A 14188-nucleotide genomic window follows, 5' to 3' on the forward strand; every position below is an offset into this window, starting at 1 on the left:
AAACCAAACATAGCCAAGCCACACTTACTGAGCGGCTTGTAGATAATAACCCATGCCGCGTTTGGTTTTGAGCAGCGGTGCGGTAAAAGGGTCATCAATTTTTTTGCGTAATCGGCGCATGTAAACATCGACCACATTGGTTAACGGATCTTGATGAATTCCCCAAACGTTAGCCAGAATGCGCTCGCGACTAAAAATATGCCCAGGCTTGTTCATCAATAATTCTAAAATGGACAGCTCTTTGGCGGTTAACTCAATGGATTGATTGGCACGGGTGACACGCATGGTCGATAAGCAGAGGACTAAATCTGCGACTTGTAGTGTGGCTAAGGGACTGGATTCAGAGTGACGCCGTTGTAGGGCATCTAAACGAGCCAGTAACTCTTCAAAATGGAATGGCTTAGCAAGATAATCGTCTGCGCCAGTGCGCAAGCCTTTGACTCGTTCATCAACATCACCTAACGCTGACAGCATCAAGATCCGGACATCAATGCCCGCTGAGCGGATTTGTTGACAAATGGTCAGTCCATCACAATGAGGCAGCATGCGATCTAAAATCAGCACATCAGGTTCATAGCTGATAACGGTTTCTAGTGCGTATTGGCCATCATTCAGGTGTTGGATCTGATGACCTTCAGCTTTTAAGCCTCGTTCGATAAAACTTGCGATTCTAGGATCATCTTCAATTAATAAAATGCGCATGCTAAACCTCTTCCAGTGGAAAGCTAAGGGTCACTTGGCTACCTTGATTAAGCTGGCTAGCGATCTTTATCTCGCCATTTAATTGTTTAGCCATGCTCTGAGCTAAGGTTAAGCCTATGCCGAGTCCGTCAGGACGATATTGTTTACCATTGTTAGCACGAAAATAGCGTTCAAAAATACGCTCAAGGTCATCGCTAGCGATTCCAATACCTTGATCATTAAGTTGAAACGATACTTGGTTGGGTTCGAGCGTTAACGTTAGTGTAAGTGGCTGTTTTTTCGGGTCATAACGTAATGCATTATCAACAATAATACGGATAATCATTAATAGTTTATCTAAGTCGGTATAGCAAATCAGAGCCTGCCAATTGGCTTGTGTTGGCTCTGTGGCTGCAACGGTGACTTGCTGAGAGCTGGCAAGCAGGTTGGTTTGTCGCACAATGGCTTGCCAAATCGCCTCAAGTGTCATCGCGGTGAGAGTCGGCTTAAATAGCTGTTCATCTTGGCGGATCAGCATTAATAGATCATCAATACGATAAGATAAGTGCATCGCTGACTCGTTAATACGTTGTAAGGTTTGTCGATACTCGTCATCACTATTGTGGCGGCTACGCAGGGTGATTTGCGCTTCGCCTAAAATGGCCGTTGCTGGGGTGCGTAGCTCGTGGCTAACGTTGGCAAAAAACTCTTTTTGTTGATGTTTGGCTTTTTCTAGGGTTTGCAAGGCTTGAGCGAGCTCTTGGGTGCGAGCCGTCACTTCGCGCTCAATCAACTGGCGGGAAACCATTTCTTGTTGCTGAGCTTGCTCTAAGCTTTGCGCCATATAGTTGAAATGGCGAGCGAGAGTTTTCAGCTCCAAGGGGCCACTAACGACAATTCGATGATCCAGTTGGCCTTGCTCTAATGCAGTAGTGCTTTTGACCAATTCCGCCAATGGTTTGGATAAGGTTCTCAGCAGCCAGCCACCGAGTAATCCACCTAAAATCACGCCAATCACCGCGAGACTGATGATCACGCTTCTCACATTCGATAGCGCGTTCATTGCTGCACTTTCATAACGAGTGGTACGTTGTTGTTGCACACTAATTGCTTGATTGAGTAACTGGCGCAGGTCAGTATTATCGACCTGATCAAACGACTGACTAAGCAGCAGCCAGCGCTCATCATCATCGGTAATTTTAGCGATTTCCCATGAGCGTAGTGCTTGTTTTAAACTGGCGAAGTTGGTTTCAAATAAAGAGATGACTTTAATTTGCTGAGTAATTTCCGCAAAGTCTTGCTGAGTTAAACTCTGTTGCTGGGCTTGTTCGGTGAGCTGGTTGAGCTTTTCTAGTAAATCTTCAATTTTGGCAAAGCGTAGGTCGCGTTTTAAAGTACTGCCATCTTTAACCAACAGATATTCGGCAAGCCAAATTTTCAACTGTTGTTTTTCGGTGCTCAGTTGCATGAAGTTTTGTAAAATTTGGTTAGACACTTGCCCACGCTGCAGGTGCTCATTGGCGACTTGATTCGACCAATAAGCCGCCCCCGCCTGAGCTAAAATCAGCGACAGTAAAAGTGCCAACACAAACGATAGTTGATAGCGAAACACAGCCATTTCCTCAGAGCATAGCGTTAATAACAGCAGAGTAAGCGATTTATGTACTGACGGTAAACCATGTTCATCTTAGGTTAATCTTCGCGCAGGGTTTAGGTTCATCAAAGCGCGCTACAGTAGTCACTCAAATCACTTAAATGAGTAAGGCAGGGACTATGCAACGCATCCATAAAACATTTTCTATTTCAGCACTATTATTATCCAGCGTGTTACCGTGGGCAGCTCAGGCTTCTTCGCCAGTTGTGAATAATAATATTACCCATCAAGAAGTGCTGAATGCTCAACAGGCTTGGGGTGAGGCATTAATCAATATCAGCCAAACGTATGAAAAGCAAGGCCACGCAGCGGCAAAAACGTTAGCCAGCCAAGTGTTGGAACAAGCTTATGGTTACCAACAAGGTACGGTGCTGTTTAAACCGACGCTCGCCAGTGGTCAGCAAACGTTTCGTACCGATGTGGCTGGAGCATTAGCCTATTTTGTCGGTGGTAATAGCCATTATGCACAAGACTCTGGCTTTGCTTTAAAAGGTTGGAAGGAATACCGCTTTGAGAATGCTGCGATTTACATTAATGGCGATTTAGCCTTGACCATGGGTAATGTCATATTAGTTGATAAGCAAGGGCAAACCACGATGGTTGATAAAAGCTGGGCCTTTAAGAAAGATGAGCAGGGGCAACTACGCATTGTCTTGCATCACTCTTCTTTACCTTATCAACCTTAAGGTTTAATACCGTTAAGCTTCGATACAGAGCCGGTGGCGATGCGACCGGCTCTTTTCTATTTGGGCCATTTAATACGCTATTATCGGTGTTTATCATGACTATGGTGCAGATGGTGTTTTTCCTTTAACTGCTGACGAAACCGAGCGAGATGAAATTGGGAGCGAGGTTGCTGACCGTGTTTTCTATGACTATGTTGATGCTGTGAATCTAGGCGCTGCTGTTGATTATCATCGACAAAGAAAGAGGCCACGCTCGCGGTTAATAAACCAAAAAGGGTAATGCCCGTTAACATGAGAAACACCGCAACGCCGCGGCCAAAAGCGGTCACTGGATACATATCGCCATAGCCTACGGTAGTAATGGTGGTCATTGCCCACCAGAGCGCATCACTATAATCTTCAATTGGACTGTCGCTGCCTCTCTCCACCAAATAGACAAACGCTGAACTTAACATCACGGTTAATAAGCTGGTTAAGCCAATAAAACTGAGGGTTTTTTGCCGTAAGACCGCTTTGGTTTGCCGCCAGGTTCTCGGTAAAATAAACAGAATACGTATAAAACGTAATGGTCTTAGGAATGGCATCGCAACAATCAAGACATCAGGCCAATTTTGCATTAAATAGCGGCCACGCTGTTGGCTGAGCAAAACTTTAATCGCCAATTCAGTAGCGAAAACGCCCCACACTAACCAAATCAATTGATTGATAAAGTGGCGTTCTTCTTGGTCTAGCTGAGCGACATCGGGTATTAAAGCCAATAGTACATAGATAAGCGATAAGATAAGCATTGGCACTTCGGTTTTGCTCTCGAAGGCGGCCAGTAATTTTGCGCGTTGTTTCGGGTTCATAATTCTAATGTCATTGTGCGTGGTTTGATAAAAGGTTGTCTGCGTTTAGATGCTATCGGTTAATTGAGTGATACGCACGCAGAGTGCTTCGGCTAATTGGTGGCTAGCGAGGTTGCGCTCAATGATTGAGTGGGCGAGCTTTCCTTGTTGTATCACCCTGAGCCATTCATCGATCATCGCGCTAAATCCTTTGTTGGTCAGCATCGGTGTCCAATCTGGTGAAGCCAGTAGTTGCTGCTGATTATTCTGCCAGTGTATGCCTTCAGAAAAAGAGTGAAACTGATAACTTTGATTAACGAACTGCGCACTGACAGATTCACTCGTAATACCAAATTGTCGATTCATTGAAGCATGCAACAAAGTGGCTCCATGTTGCCATTGAATATCGATACGCGCTAACTGTTTGCCGGCCATTTGATGGGTGATGTAAGCGTCTTGCAAATCGGCTTTAGCGTAGAGATTGATACTGTCTAATGGATGGATGAAGTCATCAAACAAGAAGGTACGAATATCACCAGGTAAAGCATGGCGATTTTTCTCCCAGCGTAAGCCGAGTAAGTCGTCTCGTAAGCCTTGCTGTACTCCGACCAAATGTTGATTTAATAGCGGAAGGTGGCGACGATTAAACCCGACATAAAGCGGTTGTTGGTACTGTTCAGCTAATGCGTACAATTGTTCGCAATCAGCCGTGCTGTTTGCTAATGGTTTATCGACAAATGTGGCGATGCCATGACGTAAGAAAAAAGCCGCAATCTCAGGATGAGCGGCCGTTGCCGCGTGGATCATCACGGCATCGACTTGGAATTTGAGCAGATCTTGATATTGGGTACAGGTTTCAGTGATCCGATATTGAGCGGCTAAATGCGCAAGAGTGTGCTGATTTCGAGTGCAAAAGACCAGTTCAACCTCGGGACGTTGGGTTATCACGGGTAAGTAAGCTTTTTGGGCGATATCCCCCAAGCCAATAATGCCTATTTTGATCATCGTTATCTAAACTGGTTCGCTTCACAATGAGGACAAGACTAACACTCGCTCTAAAAATCGGTAAGTGTATTGCCGAGAAATTGGGAAGACGATCTTTGTCATTTCTAATGATCAGTTCGAGAACGAGTCATACAATAGGCCATGATGATTTAAAACGGGCTCTCTTTATTGAGTTCATTACAAACCTCAATAATCGCTAAGGAAAGTCCAGAGCGGATCACTTGCTGTTGGCGCTGTAGTTGTAAGTGATAAAAGTCGAGATCGATGTCGCCATCTGGATCAACCATCGTCACAGGTAACAATCCTCTGTTTTGGACAAGATTTAATGCTTTTATGGCGTGAATTACTTTAGGATCGGTAAAGCTGTACTCCATAGCATCACTATTCAATTGATTACGCAGTTTGATGATGGCTTCGATATCGTGATAAGTGTCATCGGTCACCACGCCTAGACCATATAACAGTTTTAAGCGAACAGAAAGGTTACCAAGTGGTCCTGTATCGTCTAATAATGGTCCAACAACCGATTGCACCGCAAAATTATCTTTACGAAAAATACGCTGCATCAGTGCATCAACCGCCTGGGTCAATATGTCAACGGTTGTGATAAAAAAGCCACGCACAGAGGGGGCGTTGTTCAGTTGTTCTAAAATATCGATTTCGTCAATTTTCTGTGCCATATACTATCTAATTTAAGGTTGAGATAGGAAGGCGGTGGCCTTCCTATCTTAGTGTCACGTTAAAGCTGATGATAAATTGCTTCAATTTTTTGTACTTCGACACTGTTTTCTTTTAAGCCTGAATAATGTGCCAGCGTTTTTGAGATCCCGCGTTCTTTGAGTGAAGCTTGCAATTCAATGGATTGCGGATCGTTAAGGTTGGTATATTTTAGGGCGGCGGCAATCCCTTTCAGTAAGGTTGTATTGTCTGTGCCGTACTCTATTGTACCGAGTAATGGCTTGATTAATCTATCATTCGGCCCTAATTTTCGTAGAGGTTGACGTCCAACGCGATCCACTTCATCGACTAAGTAAGGATTTGCAAAACGCGATAAGATTTTTTCGATGTACGCATGATGCATTGTGCGATCAAACCCATAACGTTGGATGAGTACTTCGCCACTCTCTAGCATCGCTTGTTTGACCTCGGCGCGTATCTCTGGGTCTTCAATGGCTTGACGAATGGTATGGTGCCCTTTCAAACAGCCCAAGTAAGCAGTAATACAGTGTCCGGTATTGAGGGTAAACAGTTTTCTTTCGATAAAGGCCATCAGATTTTGGGTGGTTTCCATGCCCTTGATACAAGGAACTTCGCCTTTAAACTGCTGCTCATCGACAATCCATTCACTAAAGCTTTCTACTGTGACGTCAAGTGGATCGTCGTTGGCGGCTTCGACGGGAGGGACAATTCGATCGACGGCTGAGTCAACAAATCCAATGTATTGTTCTGCTTTGGCTTGGAGATCAGAGGATAAATACTTAAACACCTCAGTTTTTAAATGGCTAGTGCCTCGTACCATGTTTTCACAAGCGATAATATTGAGAGGTTGTTGATTACCGGCCGCAAAACGCGCTTCAATCCCTTTGGCGATGGTTTTTGCAATCATATCCAATACGGCGGGGCCGACAGCCGTGGTGACTAAATCGGTGTTAATCATTCGTTCAATGAGCTCGTGGCTGGCGGAGTTAACGGCGGTTACCTTAGTAACGGTATCGATCTGACAGTCATGACCGACAATCTTAACTTTATACTGTTGTTGATGACTAAGTTGATCCACTAAGGGGTCATTAACATCGGCGAATGTGACTTGAATGTGCGCATCGGCGAGTAGTTTTCCAATAAAACCACGGCCAATATTACCGGCACCAAAATGTACTGCATTTTTCATAATTCATTACCTACCAAATAGTGACTGACAAAAATTAGGGTGAGGTCAGCATAAATTTCGGGGGATGCTGACCTCGTTTGCCTCAAGAGCAAAGGCAATTAGGCCGCTTGGGCATTGTTCAAAATTGCCAATATCTCTTTGATGTTATTGGTCGAGGTCAGGGTGTTGATGGCCTCTGGATCATCAAGGGCATTGGTAATGGCAGTAATGACTTGAATATGGTCATCATTTTTGGCGGCAATACCGATCACTAATTTGGCGATATCGTTTTCATCGTCGCTAAATTGGACGCCGGATGGGTACTGACAAATGACAATACCCGTTTTGATGACTCGATCTTTGGCTTCAATTGTGCCGTGAGGAACCGCGATCGATTCACCTAAGTAGGTCGAGACTAATTGTTCTCTCGCAAGCATCGCATCAACATATTCCGGGTGCACGTAGCCAAGTTCTACGAGCTTATTACCAGCAAAGCGAATGGCTTCCTCTTTATGGCTGGCGGTTAAACCCAGGTAGATATTGTCTTTCTGTAAGCTAAAAATGGAAGGTTGCTGAGGGTCAAAATACTCATCATTAGCGGCGACTAACGGTGCTTTAATGAGACAACTGTCATTGGCTGCTTTGGGATGTGTGGCGGCCAGCAGTTGGATGACTAATTGATTATACATATCGCTATCAAGAAAATTGGTGAGTGATAGATGCTGGGCATTAGGAGCGTGTTTACGCGCTCTGTCGGTGAGATCTTTATGGGTGATCACAATATCCACATCTTGTGGCAAGTTATTGATCGCCAGATTTGTGATGGTGACGTTTAAGCCTGCTGCTTGCGCTTTCTTACGTAATAAACTGGCTCCCATAGCGCTTGATCCCATCCCCGCATCACAGGCCACAATGATGCTTTTGACATGGTTTAGTTTGAGATCATGCTTAGCTGGTGACGGTTTAGCCTGTTCTGCTGTTGTGGATTTTAACGTGTTCATTTGCGCAGTAGCTTTGGCGAGTGAACCTTGATCGCCCTCTTCATCGGTTGAATGCTGAGCTTTCATGAGAATGGCTGCAACAATGAAGGAGACGGCTGCGGCGGCAAAAATAGAACAGATCACACCAAGCATGGAGGCTTTATTGGTCATTAATAAAATGGCAAAAATAGAACCTGGTGAGGCAGGAGAGACAATGCCTGCATTGAATAGGGTTAAGGTAAAGATTCCAGTCATTCCGCCAGCAATCGCGGCTAAGATTAGGCGAGGATTCATCAGTATGTAAGGGAAGTAGATCTCATGAATACCACCGAAAAAGTGAATAATCGTTGCTCCACCAGCGGTTTGACGAGCGGTCCCTTTACCAAACACCATATAGGCTAATAAGATACCTAATCCCGGTCCTGGGTTAGCCTCAATCAGGAAGAAAATGGATTGCCCTGTTTCGCTGGCTTGTTGAATGCCAAGTGGGGAGAAAATACCGTGATTAATGGCATTGTTGAGAAATAGAATTTTCGCAGGTTCGACGAAAATGGATGTTAATGGAAGTAGGTGTGCTGCGACCAAAAAGTTTACGCCAGCCGCTAAAACATCCGAGAGTACTTTGACAAAAGGGCCGATTAAATAAAAGGCGATGACGGCGCAGATCATACCGATAATACCAGCAGAGAAATTGTTCACTAACATTTCGAAGCCGCTTTTAATCTTGCCATCAACACGTTTATCAAAGTATTTGATGGCCCAGCCGCCCATTGGTCCGACGATCATTGCGCCCATAAACATAGGAATATCCGTACCGACGATAACCCCCATGGTGGTTATTGCACCGACAACGGCACCTCGTTCACCACCGATTAACTTACCCCCGGTATAACCGATCAGTAGAGGCAGCAAGTAGGTGATCATCGGGCCAACTAAAGAAGCTAATGTTTCATTGGGTAACCAACCTGTAGGAATAAAAAGTGCGGTAATAAAGCCCCAAGCGATAAACGCACCAATATTGGGCATAACCATGTTTGATAAGAAACGGCCAAAATTTTGTATCTTGACCTTAGCATCTGGTGATAACATATCCGTTCCCCGTTCGATGTTCTAAAGAAGTAGTGTGATAACGGTTCGTCTAAAACCGTTGGTTGCTTAGTACCCAATCAATCTATCACACAATTTTACGTTAGAGCTGACAACGGGTTTTTTGTGATCTATCACGCGATAACTGTCTTTCAACTGCGCTCATTACGTGATTCTCTTCACCATTTTGCTGTGTAATTAATTTACATTTCATTTGTTTTAATTTTGTCAATTTATTTTAGTTGCGCTATGTATCAAATTTGGTAATTATCATTTATCTCATATGGTGATCAAGATCTCAATTAAGTGACAATGATTGATTCGTTTGAATAATTGTGTGATCTAAGTACCGTGCTAATTTTGCCTATTATTAAAAAACTAAATAATTGACGATGTTTAAATGATTTCTGTAATTTAAGTACAGTTCGACGAAATGGTGTGAGGATGCGTTATCAGAATATTCCTTCACCCATTGTTTTCTCATCTGATGTTACTGAGTGATGAAGAGGGGTAGTATGATCCGCCACCTTTGCACACAGTTACAACGACACTTATTGTCTCTTTATCTATGCTTATGGTGGATGGAATCGCTTGATGTTGATTGGCAATCTCAAGTTGTTTTGGGATATCAGTGTCAGGTAGAGAGGCTATTTATCGCAACTTATTATAAAAATAAAAAAGAGATCCATGTCAGAAGCTGCTTAACCTAGTGTAGTCCAATCAAGCAAAACGTTTAGTCATTGCGGGTTACCTGCTAGAATCAAATAATTCCACCTTAGTATTAATAGAATCAATGAAAGAAAAGGTTATCGTTTCTGTTTCATCTATCCACGGCACGCGACACTTTCATCTCGGCAAGTGGTATCGGCATGTTTTAAAAACAGTGGGTTATACTCTGCTAGTTGCATTACTGACCATTGGTGGGGTGATCTATTATTTGTCCAGCGAAGTGGATTTTGCCAAATTAAAGCAGCAAGAACTAGAGAGCCAATCCTCTTCATTACTGGGTGAGCTATCTTCACTGCAAGAACTAAAAAATAATTTAGAGCATGATTTACAAGAGCGTGAAGAAAAAATGCAGTTGGTTGCCGATCGACTAGGCGATCTCGAAAAAGTTTTAGGTATGGAAGACAGTGGTGCGGAATTAGAGTCTCGCTTGGATACAGCAGCGATAACTTCTTCGGTGAGAATGGTGATGTTAACCCAAATTCCCAGTGGCGCACCTGTGCATGAGGCAAGAATTTCGTCAGGATATGGTCAGCGAACTCATCCTGTAACAGGTAAGGTGCTTTTTCATCGCGGGCAAGACTTTGCGGTCAATATCGGTACTCCTGTCTACGCGCCAGCCGATGGCGTGGTGGAAGTCACTCGGGCGAGTAACCAAGGTTCAGGTAACTTTTTGCGCTTACAACATGCTTATGGTTTCTCAAGCTCTTATTCGCACTTACAAAAGTTTGCGGTTAAGAGTGGTGATTTTGTACAAAAGGGCGATCTGATTGCTTATTCGGGTAATACCGGTCTCTCTTCTGGGCCTCATCTACATTATGAAGTGCGTTTTGTTGGTCGACCATTAGATCCCAAACCTTTTGTCGATTGGGGCATTAATGATTTTGAAAGTTTATTTAGTCAAGTAAGAGGTATTCGATGGGAATCTTTAGTAAACAAAGTCGAACTCAGAGTCAGCGCGCAGCTACAACTCTCATCGCAAAAGGCTGTTCAATTAGCGGACAACTCCGGTTAGAAGACAATATTCAAATCGATGGTCTTGTCGATGGACAACTGCATGTTATTAAGACCATTGTGGTTAGTGAAAGTGGCGCGGTAAATGGTGATATTTTTGCGCAACATGTGATCATTAACGGCGCATTTGAAGGCACTTGTCACGCCGACAAAATCGAGATTTTAAGTAAAGGGGTGGTTAATGGCACTCTGTATACTGACGATCTGAGTATTGAACAAGGTGGACGTTTTAATGGCATGACTCACCCTGCTGCAGGTGAAAACGTTACTCAATTAGTCGACGCGGTTGACGCCAAGGAAACCAAGAACACTAAAATCCATAAAGAGATAAAACCCGCGACTAAAGGCTCAAGTCTGTAATTAAAAGTCTGCTGGCACTTCAAAGGTCATTTTTTGATGATGATAGGGGTGAGAAAAGCTTAACTTCTGAGCATGTAAACACAGTCTTTCAGCAGCTTGCCCATACAGATCATCGCCAACGATAGGAAAACCCAATCCATCAGGATGAGCGCAGTGGACGCGCAATTGGTGGGTTCGTCCCGTATGAGGATATAAATTCACTCGGGTTTTACCTTGTTCAATCGCTACCTTTTCCCACCGTGTCTGCGCCGATTTTCCTATCTCAAAGCAGACCTTTTGTCTTGGTCTATCGTCTAGGTCCGCGGCCAGAGGCAGCGTAATATCTCCGCTATCTTGTTCAAGTTCGCCGGATAATAAAGCCACATACTGTTTGTCAATTTGCCGAGTAATAAATTGTTTTTGTAGGGATTTATTCGCGCGGCGCGTTAAGGCGAACACTAACAGTCCTGATGTCGACATATCTAAGCGGTGCAAGACAAATGGACCTTCACAGTTAGGAAATTGCTCAGCTAAGCGGGTGAAAGCGGAATCTTTAATATTAACGCCTGGTACGGATAAAAACTCAGCAGGTTTGTTGATAACGACGATTGCCTCATCTTGGTAGATAATCTCAATTTGTTTACCCTCGGCAGGATTCACTAATAAGGGATTATCCTCTAACGGCATACCTTTGAGCATGTGCGCCAAAATCGGTTGACACTTACTTTGACAAGCGGGGTAAAACTTACCGTGCTGGCGGATCTCCGATTTCGGTGAACTGCCCCACCAAAATTCCGCTAACGCGATTGGGGTTAGTTGGTGCTGAAAAGCATAATGCAGTAATTTCGGTGCTGCGCATTCCCCAGCACCTGCTGGAGGGACTGGGTTTGGACACGGGGCAAAAATAGCATTGAGGTTTTTCTTCTCGCCGTACTTGTTAAGAAAGAAATAGTGTGAGAAGAGCTGATGCTGCAAGCGCGCTGAACGTTGCTTACGCTCTTGTTTTAGTTCAGCTATTTTATGATTGAGTTGCTTGAGCTGTTCATCTAACACCGCAGTTTTTTGTTGCCATTCAAGCTTAAGTTGTTTTAATTGCCATTTCTCTTGCACGCTTTGCTGGGCAAGTTGGTTGAACAGTTCTTGTTGCTCTGCTGTTGTTGCTTGGTTGGTCGCTGTGGCGCGCTGTTGTTTTCGCTGCGCTCGGCTGTCGATCATTGCTTTTTGTTGTGCACTAATGGCTTGACTTGCTTGTTCTTGGCAGACCTGTAAAGCTTCAATAAGAGCGCTGAGCTGTTCTGAGTGCATTAACTGGTTAATTTGCTGATTTATTTCGGCAATATGGTTGGCTTCTGCGCTAAAAAATTCCGTTTGTGTAAAACGGTCAAAGACTGGCGGTACAAAACCGGGGAGATGATCTTGTTCGGCGAGCTGGCCAGAAAATGCAGCGAGATACCCCAATTGGTTCTGAGCATTTTTCACCACTAAAACACCAAACATTTTTCCGTGACCGTCGTTTTGTTGTTCCATACCAAAAGGGTGGACCCAATCATTTTGTGTGGTTAGATGAGCTTGTAACTGTTTGGCGGCAATCAGCGCTAAAGGATGTGGCTGATAACAAAACGGATAAGTGAAGCGTTCAGGTAATGGGACATTAGTCATGTCAGTGACAAATGGGGTAAAGCAATCGGCAGGCATAGTGAAGACAACAGTGGTTAAAAACAAGGGAGAGTTTACTGCGCTCGGCGTAAAAAGTCAGTATTTCTCCCTAAGCTTGAGCAAAACAACCTATTTATAGCATCGGCAACACAGACAGCAGTAATAATCCCCCCATGGCGCCATTAAACCAACGGACATAGCGCGGATGATTCATCCACTGGCTTAACTGCTTACCCGCTACCGTCCAAACGCTTACCGATGGTATATTGACCATAGCAAATATCACCGCGATCACCATGAGTTGCATCCAACTTGCCTGTTGGTTAAACACACTCACCGCGGTGAGTGCCATGGACCAGCCTTTGGGATTTACCCACTGAAAAAGTGCTGCAGCAGTAAAGGTCATCGGTTGATAGTGCTGCGTTGTTTGTGAGGGGTTACTCAAGGCTATTTTTACGGCTAAATAGACTAAATAGGCGGTGCAGATGATTTGCAGTCCGTATTGTAGCATTGGATAACGATGAAACAGTTCGGTGAGTCCAATACCAACCAGCAGTACCATGATACTGAATCCTAAAGTAATGCCCAACATATGAGGAATGGTCCGTACAAATCCGACGTTGGCTCCTGAGGTCATGAGCATGATGTTATTTGGACCGGGTGAAAAAGTAGAAACAAACGCGAATGCGATGAGTGGTCCCCATTGTGTAATCCATGAGCGGCTCTTGTTAAGTAAATGATGAGAAAATAATAATGGTATTGTTGGGCAATATTGTGTTTATATTTGTTTTCAATGACCTTAATTAGCAATAAAAATGACTTATGGATAGATTTGACGAACGAATATTGCAAGAGCTTCAAGCGGATGGGCGGATCTCTAATGTTGAGCTTGCCGAGCGGGTAGGATTATCACCCTCAGCGACACTAAGGCGAGTGCAAGAGCTTGAGCGCAAGAAAGTCATTAAAGGCTATCGAGTGATCGTCGATAAAAGCCAACTTGATATTGGGTTTGTGGCGTATGTTGCGATTGGTTTGAATAGTCATACCAAAAAGGCACAACTCAGTTTTGAAGAGCACGTACGCTTTGCTAAAGAGGTGGTGGAGTGTCATAACATTACTGGAATGAATGAGTACTTACTTCGTTTTGAGACTAAAGATCTCAGTGCTTATAAGCGCTTTCATGCCGATGTGTTAGGTGAATGCCTAACGGTAAAATCCATTAGCACTATGGTCGTCATGGATTCTCCAAAAGATGCCCGCCAGTAGTGAGCATCTTTGCATCCTATTTTTAGGGGCTGTAGACCTTTCGAACAAAATTGAATCGCGAAAGGTCAACAGACCCTAGTGTCCGAGAAACTAAAAAATACAGTGTTTCGCGTATGAGGTCGCTTGATTGGCTGTCCAATCGCCTTTCGGTTTCTCTTGCATATCCTCACACCACTCTTGACTGCCCACTTCGGTTTGTAATACGCAGTGTTTAGCAAAATCCACGGCTCCTTGGGCACTCCATTCACCTTTAGGTTTTTCACGCATCTCTTGGCACCAAGAGCTAGTACCTACTTCGTTTTCACAAGCAGTGAGAGCCAAGGTACTGAGCAATAATAACGCTAATTTTTTCATTGTTGATCTACCGATAAAGAAAACGTAAGTCATGATACCTAAGTCGC

The 14188-nt window shown here is 44.1% G+C and carries 14 protein-coding genes; 4 read left to right on the forward strand and 10 right to left on the reverse strand.

Translation table 11 applies throughout. The features are described 5' to 3' along the window. Positions 1-24 precede the first annotated feature (24 nt). Entirely contained in the window at positions 25-702 is a 678-nt protein-coding gene (locus AACS00_RS08065; protein ID WP_110167058.1) for a response regulator transcription factor, read from the reverse strand. A gap of 1 nt (position 703) precedes the next feature. Then, the gene (locus AACS00_RS08070; protein ID WP_181397520.1) at positions 704-2293 is read right to left on the reverse strand and encodes a HAMP domain-containing sensor histidine kinase; all 1590 of its coding nucleotides are present in this window, start codon (positions 2291-2293) and stop codon (positions 704-706) included. Between the two features lie 161 nt (positions 2294-2454). Between AACS00_RS08070 and AACS00_RS08075 the strand changes: the two genes are divergently transcribed. After that, positions 2455-3021, forward strand: coding sequence for a phosphoribosyl-AMP cyclohydrolase (locus tag AACS00_RS08075; protein WP_110167060.1), 567 nt, complete (start codon positions 2455-2457; stop codon positions 3019-3021). An 80-nt stretch (positions 3022-3101) separates the two neighbouring features. Here AACS00_RS08075 and AACS00_RS08080 read toward each other — a convergent pair whose 3' ends face one another. The 5 genes from AACS00_RS08080 to AACS00_RS08100 form a co-directional block, all read right to left on the reverse strand. Beyond that, positions 3102-3869 carry a potassium channel family protein gene (locus tag AACS00_RS08080; protein WP_110167061.1) on the reverse strand — a complete coding sequence of 256 codons (768 nt, stop codon included), beginning with the start codon at positions 3867-3869 and terminating at the stop codon, positions 3102-3104. A 45-nt stretch (positions 3870-3914) separates the two neighbouring features. After that, positions 3915-4850: a Gfo/Idh/MocA family protein gene (locus AACS00_RS08085; RefSeq protein ID WP_110167275.1), complete on the reverse strand. Its 936-nt coding sequence runs from the start codon at positions 4848-4850 to the stop codon at positions 3915-3917. A 152-nt stretch (positions 4851-5002) separates the two neighbouring features. Then, positions 5003-5533 (reverse strand): MltR family transcriptional regulator, encoded by a 531-nt coding sequence (locus AACS00_RS08090; RefSeq protein ID WP_004396869.1) that lies wholly within the window; start codon positions 5531-5533, stop codon positions 5003-5005. A 59-nt stretch (positions 5534-5592) separates the two neighbouring features. Further along, on the reverse strand, positions 5593-6741 hold the full coding sequence (locus tag AACS00_RS08095) for a mannitol-1-phosphate 5-dehydrogenase (RefSeq protein ID WP_110167062.1): 1149 nt from the start codon (positions 6739-6741) through the stop codon (positions 5593-5595). A gap of 98 nt (positions 6742-6839) precedes the next feature. Beyond that, entirely contained in the window at positions 6840-8789 is a 1950-nt protein-coding gene (locus AACS00_RS08100; RefSeq protein WP_110167063.1) for a PTS mannitol transporter subunit IICBA, read from the reverse strand. Positions 8790-9579: 790 nt separating this feature from the next. On the opposite strand from AACS00_RS08100, the gene AACS00_RS08105 reads away from it, so the two are divergent. Both AACS00_RS08105 and AACS00_RS08110 read left to right on the forward strand, forming a co-directional pair. Then, positions 9580-10527 carry a M23 family metallopeptidase gene (locus AACS00_RS08105; RefSeq protein WP_072670864.1) on the forward strand — a complete coding sequence of 316 codons (948 nt, stop codon included), beginning with the start codon at positions 9580-9582 and terminating at the stop codon, positions 10525-10527. Next, complete coding sequence (locus tag AACS00_RS08110) at positions 10431-10886, forward strand: bactofilin family protein (RefSeq protein ID WP_072670865.1); 456 nt, start codon at positions 10431-10433, stop codon at positions 10884-10886. The genes AACS00_RS08105 and AACS00_RS08110 overlap by 97 nt, the downstream gene beginning before the upstream one ends. Here the strand turns inward: AACS00_RS08110 and AACS00_RS08115 are convergent, their stop codons facing one another. Next, positions 10887-12560: an RluA family pseudouridine synthase gene (locus AACS00_RS08115; RefSeq protein ID WP_110167064.1), complete on the reverse strand. Its 1674-nt coding sequence runs from the start codon at positions 12558-12560 to the stop codon at positions 10887-10889. It abuts the gene before it with no gap. 94 nt (positions 12561-12654) lie between these two features. Beyond that, a complete protein-coding gene (locus tag AACS00_RS08120; RefSeq protein ID WP_110167065.1) occupies positions 12655-13233 on the reverse strand; it encodes a LysE family translocator in 579 nt (192 codons plus the stop codon). Between the two features lie 110 nt (positions 13234-13343). On the opposite strand from AACS00_RS08120, the gene AACS00_RS08125 reads away from it, so the two are divergent. Beyond that, positions 13344-13787, forward strand: a complete 444-nt coding sequence (locus AACS00_RS08125) for an Lrp/AsnC family transcriptional regulator (RefSeq protein WP_110167066.1) — start codon at positions 13344-13346, stop codon at positions 13785-13787. A gap of 90 nt (positions 13788-13877) precedes the next feature. On the opposite strand, the gene AACS00_RS08130 is transcribed toward AACS00_RS08125, so the two are convergent. Then, entirely contained in the window at positions 13878-14141 is a 264-nt protein-coding gene (locus AACS00_RS08130) for a DUF3012 domain-containing protein (RefSeq protein ID WP_072670869.1), read from the reverse strand. Positions 14142-14188 lie beyond the last annotated feature (47 nt).

It is taken from the genome of Vibrio sp. 11986-1-5, from assembly GCF_963878025.1.
Lineage (GTDB): Bacteria > Pseudomonadota > Gammaproteobacteria > Enterobacterales > Vibrionaceae > Vibrio > Vibrio injensis.